This window comes from Candidatus Avelusimicrobium sp., from assembly GCF_056976295.1.
Genome location: NZ_DBMCTG010000001.1, coordinates 65864 through 87733, shown reverse-complemented (window position 1 = coordinate 87733; position 21870 = coordinate 65864). Strand labels below are relative to the sequence as shown.

The following is a 21870-nucleotide window of genomic DNA, read 5'->3' as shown; positions in this document are numbered from 1 at the left end:
AGTTTTCTCCTTAAAATTCTTCGTTAAATTTATTGTCAAACAAATTTTTGATGGTATCAAAGGCTTCTTTTTCGTCTGAACCATTTGTCGTTAGCGTTACAAAAGAACCAAACTCCGCCGCCAACATCATTAACCCCATAATGCTTTTTGCGTTGACGTTTACCCCGTCTTTGGAGAGTTGGATATCGCACGCAAAATTGGCCGCCGTCTGCGCCAGCAGTGCGGCCGGGCGCGTGTGCAAACCCAACTGGTTAATGATTTTTATGTCCTGTTGTATCACAAATCCCCCATATTACAAATAACAAACAATGTTAAACACGGCTACCGCCGCTAAATACAAATACATATTCGGGATGCGCAGTTTGCGGGTAATAAAACTGACCATAATAAAAAACAGCACAATCACGGCCCGCGTAACAAAATGCACATCCACTTCGGCAAAGTCTTTTAAATAATAATATACGCCGAACAAAATCATCCCCACCGCCAGGACAATGCCGATGCGTTTTGCGTTGTAGATGGTTTTGTTCCAGTCAAACCGCGTCAGACCAAAACAGGAATTTTCCTTGGCAGTATAACTGATTTTTAAACCTTGCCATTTCACAAACAGGGCTACTGCGTTGAAAGTTACAAAGGCCGCCGCGCCGGTCCCAAAAGCGTAAAAAAGCGGGATTTTAATGCCGTTTTCCAACTCAAAAAAGTTCACCCCTAATGCCAGCCAAATAAAAAGAGCGAGAAGCAGTGTAAGCGGCTTTAATGTGCCCCAAAATAAGCGGTCGCCGATAGAAGCCGTGGTAATGGATAAACTGCGGTGGATGCCGTTCCATTCGTTTATTTTGCTTTTAAAGTCGGATAGCGATTGCGCGTGTGCAATCTGTTCTTCTTGCTTGGCAAGCGCTCCCAGGCAAAAAGAAGCCATTACGGGGTGTGTGTTGAAATTTTCCAAATAGCGCTGCAATACCGAGGGCAGGGCATCTTTATCGTTTTTGTATTCGTTTTTTAAAAACGGCAGCATAGTAAAAGTAAGCCCTAAATTTTGGTATTTCATATAGTTCCAGCCCGCTTGCAAAAAGAAGGAGCGCAGAAATAAACTGAGTTGAATGGAAAATTTCATACGTTACCTCGTTTTTAAGCGGAAAGCGGGCACCAAAGTAGCCAGCCCAATCCACGGAACCGCCATATAGGCAAACCGGCACGCAAAATGCGCTTGTGCCGGGATAAACGGCAGGAGCCATACAAACCCTTTGCCGCACAGCCAAGCAAACAGAAAAATCAAAATAAAGGTGCTTAAAAAAGCATTGGCAATAGCGGACAAAATCGCGTGGTTGATTTGTCCGGGCTGTTGCATTACGCGCCGTTCCCAAAAAATCAGCCATTTAAAACGGTTCTTGCGCATAAATTTTTCAGCCATAGAAAACGCAATCGCACCCACTACACCAAAAAAGAACGCAAAATAAAGTTCAATGCCCATTGCGTGCAACGCCAGTGTAACCGCAGAACACACCACCGCGCTGGGGGGTAAAATGCCGCCTAACGGGTTTACGTCCGAAAATAAGAGTTCGGTAAAAACTCCAACCTGTATGCCTGCCATTAAATCGCCCGTCCAAAGGGAGAGCAACGGCCCCGCAATAATTCCGCGCGAAAGGGTCAACTGAAACGCATAAGTAGTATCCAGTTCCAATAATGCGGCACTTACGCAGAGGGCAAAAATTTCCGGGGTCATTTTAAGACCTCACTTACCGATACGGACGCGGACGAGGGTACGGCGCGCGTTTCTATTTGGATACCCAAATCCCGTATCAGTTTTAAAAATTGTTTATCGTTTGCGTCCAAAAACACATTATCGTCTAATTTTTGCGCGCCGTCCTTAAAGTGCATCCCGCCAATGTTAATAGATTTAATTTGCAGGCCGTCTTTAATCAAATCCGTAAACTCCTTTAAAGAGCCCATTAGCAAAAAGATTCTTCTGTCGGACTGGGCGGCATACCGGGCGCAGGAACGCGTATCCAAAATAGTCAGTTCATATTCGTAGGGCAGACTTAAACGCAGAAGCCCGCGGTTGAGAGAAGAATCCTTGCGGCAAGGAATCAAAATCTCATCCACGTTTAACTCCGGCAGCCAGGCCTGTACAATTTGGCCGTGAATCAGGCGGTCGTCCACCCGTGCGAATATAATCGGCATTATAGCCCCTTAATCAAAAGTTCCGTTGCATTGATAACCGCACGCTTGCCGTCGGCCTCAATTTTTTCTGCCAACTCTTTTGCGTTTAATTTTTTGCGGCTGTTTATTGCGGTCAGGAGCATACTTAAATTTAACCCCGTAATGACATAGCATTGGGGCAAATCTTTGCTGGCAGTAAGCGAGATATTGGTCGCGCTGCCGCCAAAAATATCGGTCAAAATAAGGGCGCCGTCCTCGCACGATTTTAACAGTTCGTGCAGTTTGGCGGCTTCCTTTTCCACCGAGGCAGCCGTCGTAACGGCAAAAGTGGCAAATCCGTCATCAGACGGTTTGCCGATAATTTGTCCGGCCGTTTCTAACATCTGTTGGGCCAAGTGCCCGTGCGTTACTAAAACAATTTTTACCATAATTAAAGTCCTATATCCCTATGAAATTCCGAAGCATTTAACCCTGCTTTGGTTAACCGTTGGGCCAGTTCGTGCGCCATAAAAACGCTGCGGTGTTTGCCGCCCGTACAGCCCATGGCAATCGTTAAATAACTTTTTCCCTCTTTAATATACTTAGGTATCAAATATTTAATTAAGTCTGCAAATTTTTCGGCAAATTCCTTGCTTTCCTTAAAGGACATAATGTACTGTTGCACTTCTTTATCCAAGCCTGTTTTTTCGCGCAATTCGGGAATATAGAACGGATTGGGTAAAAAGCGTACGTCCATTACAATATCGCAATCTTTTAAAATGCCGTTTTTAAAGCCGAACGATACCACGGTAATTTGCATATCGCCTTCGCGCGTAAGCCCCAGCAAGGCGGAAAGTTTTTCTTTGAGTTCACCCAGTTTCAGGTCGGAGGTGTCTATCACTTTGTCGGCCATAGTGCGGATGGGGCTCATTACCTTGCGTTCGTGCGCGATGGCGGCGGCCAGTTTTTTGTGAATCGGGTGGCGGTGCTTGGTTTCCGAAAAACGGCGTATCAGGCACTCTTCCGAAGCATCTAAAAAGATGACCTTTACCACAAAATCATCCTTTACCATTGAGTTTAAAATCTTTGGCATTTCGCGCAGGCGGTCCCCCTCGCGCACGTCAATACCCAAGGCTACGTCGCGGCGTTCGCCGCTTTGTTTTAAATAGTCGGTAAAGTTTTTGAATAAGGCGAGAGGCAGATTGTCCACGCAATAAAAACCAAAGTCGCCAAAGATTTTCAGCGCCTGGGATTTGCCGGCTCCGCTCATACCCGTAATGATAAAAATCCGTCTTTGATTACTTGCCATTGGTCCCCTTCTTCATTTTATCCAAGATTTTTTGGCTAAATTCTTTGGCGGAAAAAATGCCTTGGCTTTTAAGTTGCTGGTTGAGCGCGGCCACTTCAATTAGTACGGCCAGGTTTCGCCCCGGCGTAACGGGCAGCCCCAACGAAGGCACTTCTATCCCCAAAATATTAGTCGTTTTCTGCTCCACTCCCAGCCGGTCAATGGGTTGTTTGCTCGGGGACGTGAGTACCACTTCCATATCAATATTGGTTTCGTCTAACGTAGAGCCTACGCCAAACAAAAGCGGTACGTCCAAAATCCCCAGCCCCCGTACTTCCATATAATGTTTGAGCATTGTCGGGCAGGAGCCGACCAGAAAACGGCCAAACCGTTTTTGCACTTCTACTACATCATCAGCCACTAAAATATGTCCGCGCTTAATCAGTTCCAGCGCGCACTCACTTTTGCCGATACCCGCGTCCCCGCGGATAAGTACGCCGATGCCGCTTACATCTACAAGCACGCCGTGCATATGCGTAACGGGTGATAATTTTTCGTCCAAAAAGCGGGAAAATTCCGCAATAAAAGCGGTGGACTCCATATCCGTTTTAAGCACCGGCACGTCCGAACCCAAGCAGGCCTTTCTTATGGCGGGCAAAGGGTCCAGCCCCGCAGTTGTAATCACGCAAGGCACTTGCCCCTCGCTCAACATTTTGGAAATGTTGGCACGCAGGCGGGTTTTGTTTTCCTTTTGGCAGAAGGCGTGTTCGCTGCGCCCGAACACTTGCACGGAATTGGGGCGGAAACTTTCCAAATGACCGCAAAGCGCCAGCCCCGGGCGGTTGACGTGCCCGAGTGTAATTTCGCGGTGGATATACCGTTTCCCGCAGACCAACTCCAAGTGGAGTCTTTCCACTTGGAGCAGTTCTGCTACGGTGATAGATTTGGTAAATTCCAAAGCCGCCCCCGTGTAGGCTATTTCTTCTTAATCGGTTTAATCAACCCGTAGGTGCCGTCCAGGCGCTTGAAGATTAAGTTGATTTGTTTGGAATCTTCGTCCAGGAACATCCAGAAGGAATACCCCAGGCGTTCCATTTCGTAGGCGGCATCTTCCGGATTCATCGGCGAGACTTCCACCTGCTTAATGACGGAGAATTTTACATCCGTCTGCGGCAAAATAAGGTGTTCGGCAAACGGATTGACATCCGCTTCTTTTACCGACTTTTTGGTTACTTTGCGTGCTTTGGCTTTATTTTTAATTTTTTTGGCCTGTGCTTCGGCTTTTACTGCCGCCGCATCAATGGCTTTGTAGAGGTTGTCTTCCACCGCGCTGGCGTTAATGGTGGTTTTAGCCCCGGTGTGCAGCACAATGTCGGCGCGCTGGTTGATTTTCTTTTCCACCGAAATCAGCACTTGGGCGGAAACAATATTGTCAAAAAAGTTTTCAATCTTGCTTACGCGCGTGTTGATAAATTCTTTGATGGCCGGAGTCAATTTAATGTTTTTGGCCGTAATTTTAATATCCATATTCCCTCCGTTATTCTTTTACGAGTGTATCCCCGTAGAGTTATTAAACCATTAATCAGCCCCGCTGTCAATTACGCGTACGGGGAACATACGCAACTGCACAAAATATGTTAGGGCGATTGGACCGCAAACGGCAGCGGCCGGAAATAAAAACATCTGTTGGTTAGGGCGGGTGTATCCGCAAACGGAAGAATTATTTGATGCGCCTCCGGGAACGTCGGTTAATATTAGTAGTGTAGGCATTTTAGACGGAATTTCAAGCCCCGGCTTGCGTTTGCGGATAAATTTGTTAAGATATAAGTAAGCAAGATTCTTTTGCCCGCCGGGCAGTTCCGGCACAATTTGATGCTGTTTTTGGAAGCCTGTGTGGAACAGGTTGAGCCGTTCAGGCGGCGCACATCACTCCAAAAACAGCCGTATTTTAAACGCAATACGAGCGGCCTAATTACCCGCTTGTATTGCGTTGAATGCTCTTTGCCATATTTTTTATATGGCAAGGGCTACGGCTGTTTGCTTCGGGTTAGTGATGTGGCTCTGGCAACCGGCCGTTTTTGTTTCCTCACGGGCTTAAAAGAAGCCCGCTTCCTGCTTACACTTACCTTGATTGCTTCTTTATTATGTTTATAAGGCGTTTATTTGAAACGCGTGGGAAAAACCTCCGCCAAGAGTTTCCCGCGCGCCGCCCCGCGCGTCTTTTTGGCGCGCGGGGAAAGTTACTAAAAGGAGCAATTATGAAACCCCAAATATCAGTGCTGATTCCCGTATTAAACGCGGAGAAATATTTACCTTTGTGCTTGTCTTGTTTAACCAAACAGACCTTTGCAGATTTTGAAATTATCTGTATAGACTCCGCCTCTACCGACGGGGCCTTGGCTGTTTTGGCCCAAGCAGCCAAAGAGGACCCGCGCCTGCATTATGTTACGCAGTCCAATAAAGGTATTGCGGCTGCACGCAACGAGTTAGTAAAAAAAGCGCAAGGCAAATATTTGGCATTTGTAGATGCTGATGATTTTATTTTTCCCGCTTATTTGGAAAAATTGTATCACGCGGCCGAAACGGAGCAGGCTGAAATCAGCAAATGTTTTTTTCACGAAGTGGAGGAAAACGGTTTTCCGCGGTTGCAGGAGCATTGCCACAGCAGTTTTTACCGGTTGTGCGCGGAGGGCGACGGTGCGCGTTTCCGCGGCGGGTACGAAGATTCTGTGTTGTGGGGAAAATTGTTTTTGCGCGAGTGGTTTGTTAATCACCAATTTGAATTTTGGACGGGGCGGGTAGCCGAAGATTTTTGCGTGGTTATTTTGGCGTATCTGTATGCCAGAAAAATAGCGGTGGTGCCGGAAAAATTATACTGCTACCGCAAAGGCCACTCGGCCGCCATTACAGCCAATTCGTATAATATGGCTGTCGGTGCGTTGCTCAATTTGGCAGACTTAAAAACGGATTTAATCCGCCGTCAAAAGTGGAACCGCCAAACGGCGCAGGAGTGGATGCGCGCCACCGTGTGGGGCATTTGCCGTTTCCGCAAATTCTCGTCGGAAAAAAGATTGGAACAGCAAGAATTGTTGTTGCGTGCGTTTAAGTCGGCGCGCGAAAGTGTGGGGCAGTGCGGCGGGATTTCTTATTTGCGGTGGCGTATATTTTTTGTACTGGTAAAAATTTGCGGGAGAAAGAGCGTTTATTTTTGGAGCAAGATTTTCAGATGACAGCGGAATATCCGGTGGATTTTGTTGTCTTATGGGTGGACGGGAACGACCCGGCTTTTGTGCGCGAACGTAACAGATGGGCAGATTCCCCCGTGGTTCCGGCTCGGTTTGTACAGACGGATGAACTCCGTTATGTGCTGCGCAGTGTGGAAGAATATATGCCGTGGGTAACGCGTGTGGTGTTGGTAACTAACGGGCAAGTTCCTAAATGGCTTAACGTGAATCATCCGCGTTTAAAAATTTTGACGCACGCGGAATTTATGCCTGCTTCCGCGTTGCCCACTTTTAATTCGTGTGCAATAGAGATGTCCATAACCAAATGGGCAGGTTTGAGCGAACATTTTTTACTGGCAAATGATGATACTTTTGCGTTCCGCCCGGTATCCAGGGAGTATTTTTTCCCCAGGCAAAACCGCGTGAATAATTACTATGCTTTTTATCCGTATAAAAAATACGAGGATACGGCTTACGGCAGACAACTGTTGATTATCCGGGAACGGCTGAATAACTTTTTCCCGGGATTGCATTTCCCGTTGGAGCCTACGCATAATATTTCGGCTTATTTAAAAAATTCTCTTGCTTTGGGCTGGACATTGTTTGAAAAGGAGTTGTCCTCTACGGTGCATAGCCGTTTCCGGCAAGACAGCAATATGAACTTCTATCTGTTTGCCTGTATGGCTGCGGTGCAAGGTTTGGGTTGTTGGAAGAAACGGCGGTTGTCTCGCTTGGGCTGTTCGGACGGATGTTGCTGGGAGTTATATCAAAACTTTGAGCGGGAAATAAATAAGTACCGCCCGCGGTTGGCCTGTTTAAACGATTCGGAAAATTGTGGCCCGCAGGACCGGGCTAAATTGGCCACATACTTGCAAAAGGCGTTCCCTTTGGCAAGCCGTTTTGAAAAATCATAAAGGGGCACAAAACGCTGGAGCAATGCGTGATGTCGTACAATGCGAGTTGCGCCCCTTCGCGTCTGGCAGAGCCTCGCGCGAAAAAAGTGTATGTGGTGCGCGAGTGCCTTTGTCTGTGAAACACCCCGCAAAACTGCGGGGTGTTTTAAATTAGTTTATTTTGCGTTTACCATTTTTGCTCTGGAAATATCGCCTTTCTTATCTAAGAAATAGAGATATCCTTTTTCTTTTTTGATACCGCATTTTTCAACTTTTTTCGGTTTACCGCCTTTTTTGCCGCCTCTGGCCATTTGCACGCGGGCAATATCGCCGTCTTTGTCAATGTAGTAGAGGAAGCCGTCTTCGCGGTCCATACCGACTTTAAGTACTTTTTCTGCCATAGTGGATAATCCTCCTTTTAAGGAAAACAGTCTTACGAAAAAAGTCTAATAAAAAAATATACACTTTGCAAGGGGTTTTTTTCGTCGGCACTCTCTCGGCCGGCTGAAAAGGCCGTACGCGTAGGGCTGAATTTCCTCCTAAAATGCCTATATTATATAGGGAAATGGTATAATCAAAGTATATCTGCCAATAGGGGACGTTATGTATTTAAAAGCGATTGAAATCCAAGGTTTTAAATCTTTTGCCGACAAATCCCGCCTGGACTTTGAACCAGGCATTACTTGTGTGGTGGGACCAAACGGGTGCGGAAAATCAAACGTGATTGACTCCGTGCGTTGGGCCATCGGCGAGATGAGTTGGAAGTCCCTCCGCTCTGCTTCTATGGTGGATATTATCTTTAACGGTACGGCCAAGCGTGCGCCTTTAAATATGGCCCAAGTCAGTATGGTGTTTGATAACGCTTCGCGTCAGTTGCCGCTTGATTTTAATGAAATTACCGTTACGCGCAAAATTTTCCGCTCCGGCGAAAGTGAATATTATTTAAACAAAGTCCAATGCCGCCTGCGCGATATCCGGGATTTGTTTTTGGATACGGGCATCGGCGGAGAAGGATATGCCATTATTGACCAGGGCGGCGTAGAAAGCGTCCTGTCCGCCTCGGCCGAACAGCGCCGGGAAATGTTTGAAGAGGTCGCGGGTGTTTCTAAATATAAAGCCAAACGCGAGGAGTGCATTAAACGCTTGGAACGCGTAGATTTAGACCTGGCCCGTTTGGCGGATACGGTTGCGCTGATTGATGAACAAATTAAAAAATTGGACAGCGAAGCCAAAAAGGCCCGTTTGTACCAAAAGTATCGCGAGGAATTAAAGGAAAGCGAAATTGCAATTTCCGTCTGTTCTATTAAAGAGTCCGATGGTTTAATTGCCAAGCACTCCGGCGAATTAGCCCCGGTGGTTAAAAAATTGGAAGATTTGGAAGCCCGTATTTCCGCACAGGAAGGGGCCGCGGCCGCGCTTGATTTGAATCTCACGCACAAGCAAAAAGAAGCCGCCGAATTTAACGAAAAAATTTCTGCCAGCAAATACCAAGTCGGTTTGTTGGAAGGCGCTATTAAAAATTGCGACAACCTGACCAACGAATTGACCGCACAGGTGGCCGCTTCGGGCGCGGAAGCCCAACGCGGGCAAAACCGCTTGCAGGAATTAGTCCCTGCGCTTGCCCAACTCAAAGAGCAGTTAGCGGCTGTTTCGGCAGAATTAACACCCTTGCAGACTCATTACAACGAACAAACAGCCCAAGCACAAAAAATGGAAAACGATTTGCGTGCGGCGGAAGCGCAGTTGCAGCGTTCGTCCGGCGAATTAATGTCGCTGGTACAAAAACAAATGGAGGCCGAAAACCGGATTTCTTTGGAAGAGTCCTCTATGCAGCGCGAAAATGAAGATTTAATTTCTGCCGAAAAAACGAGCCAAGCCCAACAGGCCGGCTTGGCGGGAATCCAAAAAAGTTTACAGGAAATTTCGGCCCGCGTACAAACCAAACAAACCGAAGCCAACCAAGCGCGCGAAGCCATTGTAAGCGGAGAGGAAAACGTACGGAAATTGCAGGGACTCCGTTCTGCCTTAAATGAAAAACTTTCTGTCGTAAAATCCGCGCGTGCCGCTCTTTCCGCCAAATTGGAGATGATTCAAACCCAGGGCAAAAATGATCCATATTGGGTAGGGGCCAAAACGGTGGCCGAAAGCGGTCTCCCCGGCGTAAAAGGTACATTGAGAAAAGCTTTAAAATATCCTGCCGAGTTAGGTGTAGCGGTGGAGGAAGCCTTCGGCAAGTATTTAGATGCCGTTCTGTGCGAGAACGTACAAACGGTGGAACAGGCTTTATCCCTTTTAAAACAGCACGGTAAGGCCCGTGCTAAATTTATTGTTTTAAACCAAGTGCCTGCCACCCCCGAAAAACCGGCCGAAAATGCACTTAAAAACCAATTAAAATACCAGCCGGAACTGGAAAATTTAATCAACTTTATTATCGGCGGTTATTCGTACGGGGACGGAACCGTAAAAGGCGGATTTTTTATCGGCGGCGGTGCGGAAGGAATTCGTGCGCCGGAAGCCTATTGGGGCGAAGAAGAAACCGTCCGTGGCGAAATGACGGTTAAGGCCGCGGAAGAAGATGCCGTTTCCAAGGAAATTATTGCCAATTATGAAATGCTGTCCAAGGCGGAAGAAAATTTAAAAAATTTGCGCATCAAATCGCAGGAAGCCGTTTTGGCTTTAAACTCCGTACAGAACGAACGCGCCAACAAAGAGCGCGAACTGCGCGCTACGCAAGATGCGTTAAACCGCGCAGCCCAGCGCAAACAGGAAATTACCTTGCGCGTGGATAACCGCAAACGGAACGTGGAAACCCTTAAACAAAATCTGGCAGATTTGAAACGCCTCCACGCAGAAGCCGTTTCGCGTGGAGAGGAATTAAAAAAATCTCAAATTACGCTGCGCGAAAATGCCGAAAAATTAAAGGGAGAAATTAACGCGTTAAGCGCAAAACTCTACGAAGTAAAAATCAAAAAAAACAATGTGGAATTGGATTTAAAATCCACGGAATATGAATTTAACAGTTTAACTGCTAGTGAGGGTCAACGCAACCAAAAAATCGCGTCGGCCAATTTGCGCCTAAAAAGTTTAGCCGAAGAAAAACTTTCCACACAGGCCAAACTATCCACCGAGCGCGACACCTTGGCCAAGTTGGAAATTGACGAACATAAAATGCGCGCCGATTTGGAAACGCTTAAAAAAGATTACAGCGATAAATTGTCCGCTTTAAATGCGTGCAAAAAAGAATCGTCCGACCTGACAATAAAAAGAAACGATTTGGAAAATGCTCTTTCCAACGCGCGCCGCCAGCGGACCACGGTGGTAAATAACTTGTTTGAAAGTTGGAATATTACTCCCGAGGAAGCACAACTGAATTACGGCGATAAAACGGTGGATTACGAGCGCGTAAAAATGATGAGAAAGCGCATCGAAAATATGGGCGCTGTCAATATGACCGCACCAGAAGAATATGATGCTCTTACGGAAAGAAATACTTTCCTGCGTACACAAATAGCGGACTTGGAAAGCGCAAAAAAAGATTTAAAGTCCGCCATTAATAAAATTAACCAAACCACGCGCGAAAACTTTAAATATACTTTTGAACAAGTGCGTATGCACTTTAAAAATATTTACCAAACGCTTTTTCGCGGCGGTGAGTGCGATTTGGTGCTTACCCAGCCGGACAATCTTTTGGAAACGGGTATTGAAATTTATGCCCAACCTCCGGGTAAAAAATTGCTCAATATAACCTCTATGTCCGGCGGGGAAAAAACCCTTACCGCTATGTCCTTGCTGTTTGCGTTCTTTACGCATAACCCGTCGCCGTTCTGTATTATGGACGAAGCCGACGCCGCCTTGGACGAGGCCAACGTGGAGCGTTATGTAAACTTGATTAAAGAGTTCGCCAAAACCACACAGTTTATCGTGGTAACGCACAACAAACGTACAATGGAATCGGCCCGTATGCTTTATGGTATCACGATGGAAGAAAGCGGGGTGTCAAAGGTAATGTCCGTCAATTTGGCCGAGCGCAACCCCGAAGCCGACCAAAAAAAGGAAGCCATTGAGGCCTTGGCGGAGGCATAATGAAAATAGGGGTGTTTTCGGACGTACACAGTAATTTGGAAGCATTAAATGCCTGTCTGGCCCGCTACGAACAAGAGGGTGTAGATCATTTTATTTACTGCGGGGATATTATCGGTTACGGACCGGATCCCGAGGAGTGCGTAAAGAAAATATCCTCTTTAAATTTACTTGCCTGCGTGTTGGGCAACCACGATGCTGTTTTTGTGCAGCCCGAATTAGAGGTGTTGTTTAACTACGATGCCAAAATTGCGCTGGATGAAAATAAAAAACATTTAAGCGAAAAATCCATCCGCTATTTAACTGCGTTGCCTACCGTGGCCCGCGGGGAAGGTTTTACTGCTGTGCACGGTACGCCCAACGAACCGATAAAGGAATATTTTTCCAGTTGCGCGCAATTCCGCGCCTCCTATGACAAGTGGCAGGGAAAAATCTGCTTTGTGGGGCACTCCCATTTGCCCTTTTATATTCGCGGTACGCAAAACTCGTGCGTTATTTATTTATGTAAGCGCGAAGATGCCACGGTTCATTTGTCTGACAAAATGCGCTATGTGTTAAATCCGGGTTCTGTGGGCAAACCGCGCGACTTAAATCCGCACGCTTCTTTCAGTATTTGGGATACCGAAAAAAACACTTTCCGTTTTATCCGCCAGCCGTATGATTTTTCCCCTACGCAGAAAAAAATGCAGGAAAGAAAATTCCCCGCATTTTTAATAAACAGTTTGGCTCACGGCCTGTAATTACCGCTTTATTTTTGTTTTGGCGTATTGGAACAGCGCATTTGCCGCCGCTCCGGCGGTAATGCACAGTGCAAATTCAAACGACGCGCGGAAGCGTGCATATGCCCCGAAAAAGACCGAGCCGATACCCCAAAAGTACAAGCAATATACGAGCAGGAAAAATGTTTCCGTGCGGCGCGTTTTCCACAGCAGCAAAAATCCGCCCATACTGCACAGTACCAGCAGAAAGACCTCTCCCGCACTGATGGTAAAAAGGAGTTTATTGGCCGTGGTTTTAAGCCAATTCCCGTGCAAGGCTGTTGTGTGATTGAGCATTTGCCCGTCTAATTCTTCTTCGGGAATTGCTCCGCCGGTCAGCAGGCGCGAACAGTGGACGAAATTCGCCCCAAAAAGTGTTTTGACAGCCCATAAAGGCGCGCGGGAAAGTTTATAGAAAAACGATTCTTGTATAAGCGGCTTTGCCATAGCCTTATATAACCGCACTTGTTCGGTTGGGGGGAGAGAATTAAAACCGGGCGGGAGTGCATTTTCCAGTAATTGGTGTGCTTGCGGAACAGACAAATTATATTTGTGAGCCAGATAATCTTCGTTCCACATATACAGATTATACGCGCCCACGGACGTAAAGCCGCCGAAGCCTGTTTGAACCGAATTTCTCACTTGCCACGCGCCGACAAGTATTAATAAGGGGGCAAAGAAAAACGCGGCAATTTTCCACGCAGGAAAGCGTACCAATTTGGCGGCTGAAAAGCATACCAAAATAATAGTGCTTGCAAACATAAAATAGTATGCGGCCGGGCGCACATAAACGGCACTTGATAAAAAAAGTGCGGCTAAAAAAAGTTTATGCCTGGCGGGTTTCAGCAAAAAATTTACCGTAAAATAAACAAACCAAGATAGCAAAAAGGCACATAAAATTTCTGTCAGCACCGCAAACGATAGGGAAAAATACAACACGCTTGCCGCACAAAAAAGGGCCGCCGCCCGGGCCGCGTGTTTGCCGTTTAACTTTTCCGCCGTCATATAAACCGGGATAAGCAGGGCCAGCGACAAAAGGTTTTGCACTAACACCACGGCCCACGTCATATTGTGAAAAAGTGTTTGGACAACAGCCAAAAAGAAGGGGTATCCCGGTGTGCGCAACAGCATCGGTGCGGCGGTTACCGCTTCCCACATTTGCCCGTATTCCAGCCACGTTTGCGCCGGATATACATAAGTCAGCGAATCGGGAAAGGCTAAAATTTTCTCCCCCAGCGGGTGAAAATAAAATACCCCGGCCAATGCCGCCCCTTTTACAAGGGCCAGCGCAGTAAAAACATACCAAAAAACTTTATCTTTATAAAAATGCATATGCTTATTGTATGAAAAAGAAACCTCTCCCGCAAAACTGCGCTTTCTTAAAATGGTAAAATATAAATAACGATACAGTGCGTCCCGCAATCTATGGCCCGCTCCGCGCTGTGTGGGAGGCTATTATGAGTATTTTTGAAGCGTTAATGATGTTAGGTTTCGGCCTTGCGTGGCCGTTTAATATTTCGCGCTCCTTGCGCACGAAAACAGCTGCCGGCAAAAGTTTCCTGTTTATGGGAACGATTGAATTTGCCTATGTGTGCGGGATGATTCATAAAATTTTGCACAATTTTGACTGGGTCTTTTGGCTCTATGTGCTTAACTTTGTAATGGTGCTGGTGGACTTTTGCTTAATGGTGCGTTACACCAAATTGGACGTTTTCCGCAAGCGCCACGCGGATTTGAAGGCCAAACGCCACCGCGAACGGCTGCAAAAAGCCAAACAAAATTAATTTTACTCCCCGCTTTTTGCGGGGAATTTTTTATTTGTGCAAAAGGCGGCGCCTCGGTGCGTTTCTTTCCGGCGGCGGGATGGTTCTATAAACCCCGTTTTTCTAAACGTTTTTTCTGCGGGCGAAAACTCGCCTAAAAAGATATAATAAAAGAAATTCAACCCTCTCCGTAGTAAAGCGAGGTTTTATGATTAGATTTAACTGCGATTACAGTGAAGGCGCCCACCCGCGTATTTTGGAAAAGTTGGCGCAAACCAATTTAGAGCAAGCGCCCGGCTATGGGCAAGATACTTATTGCCGCCAAGCGGCTGATTTAATTAAATCTCTGTGTCAAACGCCACAGGCCGAGGTGCATTTTTTAGCAGGAGGAACGCAAACCAACCTGACGGTTATTGCGGCTTGCCTGCGTCCGTACCAAACGGTTATTTCCGCTGATTCCGGGCATATTAACGTGCACGAAACGGGCGCGATTGAAGCCACGGGCCACCGTATTTTGACGGTGCCGGAGCAGAACGGAAAATTAACGGCGGAGCAAATTGCCCGCTGTTGCAAGGAACATTGGTTGGACGATAATCCGGAATTTGCTCCGCAGCCCAAACTCGTCTATATTTCCTTTCCTACGGAATACGGTACGCTGTATTCCAAAGAGGAACTTTCTGCTATCCGCCGCGTGTGCGACGAGAACAATCTCTTTTTGTTTGCCGACGGCGCGCGTTTGGGCTATGGTTTGGAAGCCCCCGGAAACGACGTTACGCTTGCGGACTTAGCCGCTTGCTGTGATGTGTTTTATATCGGCGGCACGAAAATCGGTGCGTTATTAGGGGAAGCGGTGGTAATTGTAAACCCCAAACTCCAAAAGGATTTCCGCTATTTTATGAAGCAAAAAGGCGCGATGCTTGCCAAAGGGCGTATTTTGGGCATTCAATTTTTAGCCTTATTTGAGGACGGCCTGTATTTTAAACTTTCCAAACACGCTGACGAAATGGCGCAGATTATCCGACAAGCGTGTGCGGAATGCGGATTTGAGTTTTTGTACGACTCTCCCACTAACCAACAATTTCCTATTATGCCAGATGACCTTATCAAGCAGTTAGAGGAGTTGTATGTGTTTTCGCACACCAAGCGTTTAGACCACCGCCGCAGTGCGATACGCATTTGCACCAGTTGGGCTACCCGTCGAGAGGATGTGGAGCAACTGGTAGCCGATATCCACAAATACGCAGGGAAATAATATGTTACACATTGGGTGCCATTTATCTTCTTCCAAGGGTTTTAAGGCAATGGGCGAAACCGCATTGTCTATCGGGGCGGATACGTTTCAATTCTTTACGCGCAACCCGCGCGGAAGCCAGGCCAAGCCGATAGACCCGCAAGATGCCGAAGCCTTATGCAAATTGCTTGCGGAAAAGCATTTTGCACCCATTATAGCGCACGCACCCTATACGCTTAACCCCGCTTCCGCTGACCCCAAAACGCGCGAATTTGCCCGCCAGACCTTGGCAGACGATTTGCAGCGTATGGAATATGTGCCGGGAAACCTGTATAATCTTCACCCGGGCAGCCACGTCGGGCAAGGCGCAGAAAAAGGCATTGAACTGATTGTAGAAACGCTAAATGAAATTTTAACGCCTAATCTGCATACTACGGTACTTTTGGAAACTATGTCCGGCAAGGGGAGCGAAATCGGGCGGACTTTTGACGAGTTAAAACAGATTTTGGACGGCGTAAAACTCAATCATCTGCTGGGGGTCTGTATGGATACCTGCCACATACACGATGCCGGCTATTCTCTGGTGCATTTAGACGATACTTTGGCGGAATTTGATAAGCAAATCGGCCTGCCCTTGTTAAAGGCTGTTCACTTAAACGATAGTTTGAACCCGCAGGGGGCGCATAAGGACCGCCACGCCTGTATCGGCCAAGGCACTATCGGCCTGGATACTTTGGCGGGTGTAATTAACCACCCGGCCTTAAAGCATTTACCGTTTTGTTTGGAAACCCCCAACGATTTGGCGGGCTATGAAAGGGAAATTAAACTTTTGCGCGGGCTATATAAGGAATAACTACTTGGTTTTAACCACCAGCATTAGGCTGTACCCGCCCACCCAAAACGCGGCCCAACTTCTGGGCAGTAAATAGTGTGCCAGCAACCGTATGCACATACCGATACGGCTTTTTAGGCCGGTCAGTTGCGGCGGTCGCTCTACATATTTATTGGTATAGTGATAATGCAAAATCTGCCAACCGCGCTTTTTTAAAAGCCTTTTTAAATACCTTGCTGTAAAAAAATGGATATGTCCCACGGTTTGATATTCTTCTTCTAAAATTTCAGGTTTGATGAGCGTCCGGAACGATAAATCCAACGGAATATGCAAAATAAGCACCGGGGCTTTTTGGGCCAGTTCCTCCAAAAAACGCTCCATATCCGGAATGTGCTCCACTACATCTATGGCTAGGGCCGTATCAAACGAGCCTTTGGCCCACGCTTCGCAAAAGAAATTTACATTGGCAGGCGCGTGTTGTTTGGCAATGCTAATGGCCTGTGGGGAAATATCACACCCGGTAAAGAGCATATCCGGGCGGTGGTGCGCCCAATGATTAATGAGTGCACCCGCTCCACAACCCGCGTCCAGTACCGTGCGGGGGGATAAGCGGGCCTTTTTTACGGCCTGTAAAACGTGCGCCAGTTTCCACTTAGCATCTTGCGTGTGCCAACCGGGGTTTTGCAGGAGATATTTTCCGTCTGTATAGCGGGACATACCCTTATTATACCTTTTACCTATTATATAAGGGTCTTCTTTTACAAAAAAACCTTTCCTTTTGGCCTAAATTCTGTATAATAGGGATATATTGCTTTTTTTATAATACAAATTGGAGGATAAATGAGAAAGTTTCTCGTTGCAGTTTTCTTTGTGTTGTTTGCTCCCCTGTTTGTGCAGGCAGCCCAAAATATTCAAATCAACTGGGACGGACAAGACCACTCTCGTGAAATTGTCGGAGATAACCCGAATAAGCCGTTGGCTATCGTCGGGGCCGGCTCTTTAAATGCGGGAGCAATTAACGGGGCGTCCCTTACCGTAAATGGCGCAAATATTAGTATTAGTGATTCTGCTATCGCCAATGAGATTTACCACTCGGTTACGCATAGTAATAAAAACAACTTTGAAATCCCTGTCTTGTCGGACGACACTCGCAAAGGTGCCTATGTGGCGGGCGGTGCGGCGTACAACAATAATGTTACTAACAACTCTGTGAGTATGACGGGCACGAACCTGACGGGCAGAGACGTAATGGGTGGTGTGGCCTTAATTCGTCAGGCGGGGGACCGCTTTGGCGCTGCGTCTGCCAACAACAACTCCGTTTCTATTAGTGGCGGAGCGGTCAATTCTTATACCTTTACGCCTACCGGAGCAACTTCCACAGTATTGGGTGGAAACGTGTACGGCGGTTATACCAAATTTTCTAAGGGCTCGGCTAATAACAATACGGTTTCTATTACAAACGGCGCGACCGTGCAGGGGGACGTTATCGGCGGGTTTACCGATGAACGTCTGACCGAAGAAGATGTGAAAACGGACAACGTAATTGACACCAAAGCCAACGGCAACTATGTACTCGTAAAAGATGCTACGGTGGGCGGTATGGTGGCTGGTGCCAGAGGAGCGGCTACGGCCGAAAACAATACGGTTGTTATTGATCATTCTACCGTGGATTCCGTAGTCGGGGCAGACAAGGGCCGCGGTGTGGCGGATAGTGCTGCTTCCGTCGTAAATGTGGACAACAATACCGTTATTGTCAGAAATAACAGTACCGTAACCAATATGGCTGCGGCAGTAACCAATTTTTCCGTAAACGCTAAGGGCAATACCTTGACGTTGGATAACTCCACCGTGAATATGGCTTCTATTTATGCGGTAAAAATGGGCTTAGCAACAGATGTTGATAAAAATCCTGTGAGCGCTACTGTTGGTTCAAACACCTTAAACCTGAACAATATGAGAGCCACTTTTACCGAATTGGGCGGTTCTATCAACTTAGCCGGCACCGCCAACGGCAACGTAGTAAACGTAACCAATTCCGCCTTGACGTTAAATAATGCTGGTAAATTCTTTGGCGACACCTTGGATTTAACCAATTTGTCCGCTAACAAATTGTTACCCGAAACTATGCCAAAAGACCAAGGGGCTATTTTCGGCGGTGCGAGTATGACCTATACCCGCAAAGTAAATTCTACGCCCACAGAAGAAGCACCGGAAGAGGAAAAAGTTTCTATCGGTGGGACCAACAGCGACAATAACACCGTTTCTCTTGCGGGTGGCGATTCTGTAAAAGACGTAAAAGCCAATGTGTTTGGTGGTTTCTCGGCTTATATTAATGAAGTAAATTACCAAACGAAAGACGATTCCGGCGTTATTACCACGGTTAAGAAAGAGGGTTTAGTTACTAAGACCACCTCTTCCGACCCGGCTGCCGAAGCACAAGAGCCGGAAGAAGCGGATCAAATTGATGATGTGTATTCCGCATCCAACAACACGGTTGTTTTGGATAACGTCAAATTCAACGGTAAAGTATATGGCGGTTATGTATATGGTGCCGAACTGAAAGACCAAAATATGCTTACCCAGAATAATACCGTTATTTTGCGTAATAAAGTGGAACTGGACCCGACCGCAGTTATCTACGGTGGCAATAACGGTCTTTACGGATTTTCCACCAACCAGTTGGTCTTTGACCGCACGATTGGTACATTTACCAACAAAGACCAGTTCCAAAACTTTAACGACTGGTGGACTATCAACGCGGACTTTAAGACCGATCTGCATTTTGACTTCGGTGTCTATGCCAATATGACGCTTGATAAATCCACGATGAAGGAAGATTCTAAGACGGTTGTAACCACCGTTACCTCTACGGACCTGACTGGAGTTCACGAAGGTGATATCGTGTATGATTTGGTGGACAGCGGTGTTGTGTTAACTCAAAAGAAAGTGGGGGTGTATTCCTATGATTTGACCCCTACCAGAGGCACCGGGAATAAAATTCTCTGGACGCTTACCAGCACGAAGGATAAAGCCAATGCCGAAGTGTACGGACAGTTGCCACTCGTCGGTTTGGCCTTAATCAGCGAAGGCCCGGAAATGCTCACCCAAACCTTAAACGATTTGTGGAAGAGCGATACCGAACAGAATACCTTTATTAACGGCGGTTACCACCACACCCGCTACGAAACGGGCAGCGGTTTTGACTTGGATTCCGGCCTTACCCAAGCGGGCGCCTGGAAGAAATTTACGAACGATTGGGCCTTGGGTATTTTTGCTAAATATGCGGGCGGTTCTTACAAAACTTTCCCCATTAAAGTTACCGGCGATGCCAATGTGTTCGGCGGCGGGCTGATGACCTCCTTGCGTTACAGCGAAACGGGCCGCTTGGAAGCCACGGTGGAAGCCGGCTATGTGGATGCCAAGTTTGAATCCTCCGAACTTTTATCCACCTTTAAGACCAAAGGAATGTATTACGGCGCCAGCGCGGGCTTTGTGGAAAACCCGTTGGAAGATTTGAGCCTGTATGCCAACTTCAACTGGAAGCGCAAAGCCTCCGACGACATTACCGACGACTTGGACCAGAAAATCAAGTTTGATACCTTGCAGAGTATGGCCCTGCGCTTTGGCGGCGATTATGCCTTTAACTTTGTGGATTGGAAGGGTGTAATTCCTTCTATCGGTGCAAGCGCGATTTACGAAATGGACGGCGAATCTACCGTTACGGTGGAAGATGTTAAGAGCAGCGAAGCCTCTATGAAAGGTATGAGCGGCCGCGGCCAGATTTCGTTGGCCTATCACAACCAGGACACTTTCTTGCCCTTGCACTCCGTACTGACTGTTTACGGTCAAGTGGGCAAACGCGAAGGTTTTGGCGGTGAAGTGAACATTTCGTTTGAGTTCTAAACAAAAATCAAACGTAAATTTTGGTAAAGGCCCTTCGGGGCCTTTACTGTTTTAAAAAAAGTTGCACACAAAGATAAAAATTGTTATAATAAATATGTAGTCATTAAGGGCCTGTAGCTCAGCTGGGAGAGCGCCTGCATGGCATGCAGGAGGTCGCAAGTTCGATCCTTGTCAGGTCCACCATTTACCCTTAATAGAACCCGCCTGCCGGCGGGTTTTTTGTTTTATATTCTTATGCCTATCGTTGACGGCAACCGGGTGGAAAATGCCCCCACAGATATAAGCCCAGGGGATTCAAGCGCGTTGGCTTTGCCCCAGGTTTGTTAGGTTGCTTGCCTTGGTGTTTTTTCAGGAAAAGCAATTTTTCTTTTTATTATTTTGCGTTGCCCCGTTAAAGCCACCTAAAATGCATTTATTTTGTTTATTGAGTGCGAGTAGGGGTTCGTATCAGTAAAGCAACGAAAATACTTATGTGTGGGTTTTGAGCGGTTCTTTTATAATGATTATGTGCGCGCGAGGAAAGTTTTGCTCAGGCTTATTTATATTGCTATGCCTTTCGTTTTTCTCAAACTCGCATAAGGCTGCGGCTTTCAATCCCTAACGCGGACAAAGCAGTTTGCCCGCTTATGGGCACAAAAAAACCACCCTTTCGGGTGGTTTCTAAATGGTGCCCAGTATAGGGATTGAACCTATGACCTTTCCCATGTCAAGGGAACGCGCTACCGCTGCGCCAACTGGGCTTAAATTCGTTACGGTTTTACTGCCTTGCCTAGTGGGCGCGTTCCCTTATAGCGGGAACGGTCTTATGGGATTAGCGCTGCGCCAACTGGGCATAAATCTGTTTGACTACTCATTTATTATACAAAATAACCCGCCCTAAATAAAGAAAATCCTTGTGTTTCCGTCGGGAAATTCTTAAATGCCAAATCTAAAATGCCTCTATTAAAAACATCTAGTGCGCGGATTTTAATTTTGATAGAGTTTGATAATTTGGAAGCGTTTTGGGTGGCGTTTGGACACTTTTTGGACAGTGATTTTACCTATACACAGGCCCTGGAATTGCCCCAATGTCAGCCCCGTAAACTAGGTTTTGGGGTAGTAGAGGCAAGTTTGGTTTGTACTTATAAGGTATGTTTAGTAAAATAAATGTGTTAGTTGAATTTTAGGAGTATTAATAATACTAAATAATATAGAACAGAAATAGTTGTAAAAACAATTTGTTAAAGATTATTGTCGGGTGCGTAATGGAAGATTACGCATGGGAGAAACGGAAACGCTTTTCCTATAGAGAGTCCGAGAATAATCGTTTGCTTTGCACCCGCCTCTGTAAGGGGCGGGTGGGCGACGATATTCAAGGTCACTCTCTATGCTTTGAAATCGTCGCTTTTTTATGGGCAAAAAACCATTAATTGCTAATTCTAATAAACAAGGAGGTGAAAATATGGTCCAAGGCAAATGTCCAGACCAAGTAGATATTACGCTGGACAAAAGGTATGCTTCAACAGGTTGTAAAAAGAAAGGCGCTGTGCCTAATGGAAACTATTTCGGAAAAGTTAGCAGAAATATTTGCTGTACTTATCCTAAATGCCCGTATGGGGTGAAACTTTAAATAAAAGGAGAAAAAGAAAATGGACGTAAGAATGTATCGGTGTACTCAGTGTCAACGTACTGTACCTGTGTCTAGAGGTGATAGCACAAAATGTCCATACTGCGGTCAGTATATGATCCCGTTGGACTAAAAAAAGGGGCCCCTGTGGTA

21 protein-coding genes and 2 tRNA genes are annotated in these 21870 nt (G+C 46.6%); 10 read left to right on the top strand and 13 right to left on the bottom strand.

Translation table 11 applies throughout. From position 1 onward, the window contains the following. Window positions 1-10: 10 nt before the first annotated feature. The 9 genes from ACZOTW_RS00390 to ACZOTW_RS00350 are packed head-to-tail and all read right to left on the bottom strand — an operon-like array spanning window position 11 to window position 5293. Window positions 11-280, bottom strand: a complete 270-nt coding sequence (locus ACZOTW_RS00390) for an HPr family phosphocarrier protein (protein ID WP_428037991.1) — start codon at window positions 278-280, stop codon at window positions 11-13. Window positions 281-292: 12 nt separating this feature from the next. Continuing rightward, window positions 293-1114, bottom strand: coding sequence for a PTS system mannose/fructose/sorbose family transporter subunit IID (locus tag ACZOTW_RS00385; protein ID WP_483997180.1), 822 nt, complete (start codon window positions 1112-1114; stop codon window positions 293-295). Between the two features lie 3 nt (window positions 1115-1117). Beyond that, the gene (locus ACZOTW_RS00380; RefSeq protein WP_428037993.1) at window positions 1118-1723 is read right to left on the bottom strand and encodes a PTS sugar transporter subunit IIC; all 606 of its coding nucleotides are present in this window, start codon (window positions 1721-1723) and stop codon (window positions 1118-1120) included. Further along, the gene (locus ACZOTW_RS00375) at window positions 1720-2181 is read right to left on the bottom strand and encodes a PTS sugar transporter subunit IIB (protein ID WP_483997179.1); all 462 of its coding nucleotides are present in this window, start codon (window positions 2179-2181) and stop codon (window positions 1720-1722) included. The genes ACZOTW_RS00380 and ACZOTW_RS00375 overlap by 4 nt, the downstream gene beginning before the upstream one ends. Continuing rightward, window positions 2181-2588, bottom strand: coding sequence for a PTS sugar transporter subunit IIA (locus tag ACZOTW_RS00370; RefSeq protein ID WP_428037994.1), 408 nt, complete (start codon window positions 2586-2588; stop codon window positions 2181-2183). The genes ACZOTW_RS00375 and ACZOTW_RS00370 overlap by 1 nt, the downstream gene beginning before the upstream one ends. A gap of 2 nt (window positions 2589-2590) precedes the next feature. Beyond that, entirely contained in the window at window positions 2591-3448 is an 858-nt protein-coding gene (gene rapZ / locus ACZOTW_RS00365) for an RNase adapter RapZ (protein ID WP_177747338.1), read from the bottom strand. Continuing rightward, entirely contained in the window at window positions 3438-4385 is a 948-nt protein-coding gene (gene hprK, locus ACZOTW_RS00360; protein ID WP_177747341.1) for an HPr(Ser) kinase/phosphatase, read from the bottom strand. Before hprK ends, rapZ begins: the two co-directional genes overlap by 11 nt. A 17-nt stretch (window positions 4386-4402) precedes the next feature. Next, entirely contained in the window at window positions 4403-4954 is a 552-nt protein-coding gene (gene hpf, locus ACZOTW_RS00355) for a ribosome hibernation-promoting factor, HPF/YfiA family (RefSeq protein WP_177747344.1), read from the bottom strand. 51 nt (window positions 4955-5005) lie between these two features. Beyond that, on the bottom strand, window positions 5006-5293 hold the full coding sequence (locus ACZOTW_RS00350) for a hypothetical protein (protein WP_483997178.1): 288 nt from the start codon (window positions 5291-5293) through the stop codon (window positions 5006-5008). 3 nt (window positions 5294-5296) lie between these two features. Here ACZOTW_RS00350 and ACZOTW_RS00345 point away from each other — a divergent pair, with 3 nt between their 5' ends. From ACZOTW_RS00345 to ACZOTW_RS00335, 3 genes are all read left to right on the top strand, one after another. After that, on the top strand, window positions 5297-5581 hold the full coding sequence (locus ACZOTW_RS00345) for a hypothetical protein (RefSeq protein ID WP_428049967.1): 285 nt from the start codon (window positions 5297-5299) through the stop codon (window positions 5579-5581). Window positions 5582-5685: 104 nt separating this feature from the next. Further along, a complete protein-coding gene (locus ACZOTW_RS00340; protein WP_483997177.1) occupies window positions 5686-6657 on the top strand; it encodes a glycosyltransferase family 2 protein in 972 nt (323 codons plus the stop codon). Further along, window positions 6654-7565 carry a stealth family protein gene (locus ACZOTW_RS00335; RefSeq protein WP_483997176.1) on the top strand — a complete coding sequence of 304 codons (912 nt, stop codon included), beginning with the start codon at window positions 6654-6656 and terminating at the stop codon, window positions 7563-7565. Before ACZOTW_RS00340 ends, ACZOTW_RS00335 begins: the two co-directional genes overlap by 4 nt. 155 nt (window positions 7566-7720) lie before the next feature. Here ACZOTW_RS00335 and ACZOTW_RS00330 read toward each other — a convergent pair whose 3' ends face one another. Continuing rightward, window positions 7721-7945, bottom strand: coding sequence for a hypothetical protein (locus ACZOTW_RS00330; RefSeq protein ID WP_087287124.1), 225 nt, complete (start codon window positions 7943-7945; stop codon window positions 7721-7723). A 202-nt stretch (window positions 7946-8147) separates the two neighbouring features. Here ACZOTW_RS00330 and smc point away from each other — a divergent pair, with 202 nt between their 5' ends. Together smc and ACZOTW_RS00320 are read left to right on the top strand one after the other, a co-directional pair. Next, the gene (smc, locus tag ACZOTW_RS00325; RefSeq protein WP_483997175.1) at window positions 8148-11627 is read left to right on the top strand and encodes a chromosome segregation protein SMC; all 3480 of its coding nucleotides are present in this window, start codon (window positions 8148-8150) and stop codon (window positions 11625-11627) included. Continuing rightward, complete coding sequence (locus tag ACZOTW_RS00320) at window positions 11627-12364, top strand: metallophosphoesterase family protein (RefSeq protein WP_483997174.1); 738 nt, start codon at window positions 11627-11629, stop codon at window positions 12362-12364. The genes smc and ACZOTW_RS00320 overlap by 1 nt, the downstream gene beginning before the upstream one ends. Here the strand turns inward: ACZOTW_RS00320 and ACZOTW_RS00315 are convergent, their stop codons facing one another. Then, entirely contained in the window at window positions 12365-13714 is a 1350-nt protein-coding gene (locus tag ACZOTW_RS00315; protein WP_483997173.1) for an ArnT family glycosyltransferase, read from the bottom strand. A gap of 125 nt (window positions 13715-13839) precedes the next feature. Here ACZOTW_RS00315 and ACZOTW_RS00310 point away from each other — a divergent pair, with 125 nt between their 5' ends. From ACZOTW_RS00310 to ACZOTW_RS00300, 3 genes are all read left to right on the top strand, one after another. After that, window positions 13840-14166 (top strand): hypothetical protein, encoded by a 327-nt coding sequence (locus ACZOTW_RS00310; RefSeq protein ID WP_177747365.1) that lies wholly within the window; start codon window positions 13840-13842, stop codon window positions 14164-14166. 187 nt (window positions 14167-14353) lie between these two features. Continuing rightward, on the top strand, window positions 14354-15397 hold the full coding sequence (locus ACZOTW_RS00305) for a threonine aldolase family protein (protein ID WP_428054947.1): 1044 nt from the start codon (window positions 14354-14356) through the stop codon (window positions 15395-15397). A gap of 1 nt (window position 15398) precedes the next feature. Beyond that, the gene (locus ACZOTW_RS00300; RefSeq protein ID WP_483997172.1) at window positions 15399-16229 is read left to right on the top strand and encodes a deoxyribonuclease IV; all 831 of its coding nucleotides are present in this window, start codon (window positions 15399-15401) and stop codon (window positions 16227-16229) included. Here the strand turns inward: ACZOTW_RS00300 and ACZOTW_RS00295 are convergent, their stop codons facing one another. After that, window positions 16230-16925, bottom strand: coding sequence for a class I SAM-dependent methyltransferase (locus tag ACZOTW_RS00295; RefSeq protein ID WP_483997171.1), 696 nt, complete (start codon window positions 16923-16925; stop codon window positions 16230-16232). Window positions 16926-17048: 123 nt separating this feature from the next. Here ACZOTW_RS00295 and ACZOTW_RS00290 point away from each other — a divergent pair, with 123 nt between their 5' ends. Together ACZOTW_RS00290 and ACZOTW_RS00285 are read left to right on the top strand one after the other, a co-directional pair. After that, window positions 17049-20111, top strand: a complete 3063-nt coding sequence (locus ACZOTW_RS00290) for a hypothetical protein (protein WP_483997170.1) — start codon at window positions 17049-17051, stop codon at window positions 20109-20111. Window positions 20112-20218: 107 nt separating this feature from the next. Then, window positions 20219-20294 (top strand) — tRNA-Ala (locus ACZOTW_RS00285). Between the two features lie 482 nt (window positions 20295-20776). Here ACZOTW_RS00285 and ACZOTW_RS00280 read toward each other — a convergent pair. Then, a tRNA-Val gene (locus ACZOTW_RS00280) sits at window positions 20777-20851 on the bottom strand. Between the last annotated feature and the right edge of the window lie 1019 nt (window positions 20852-21870).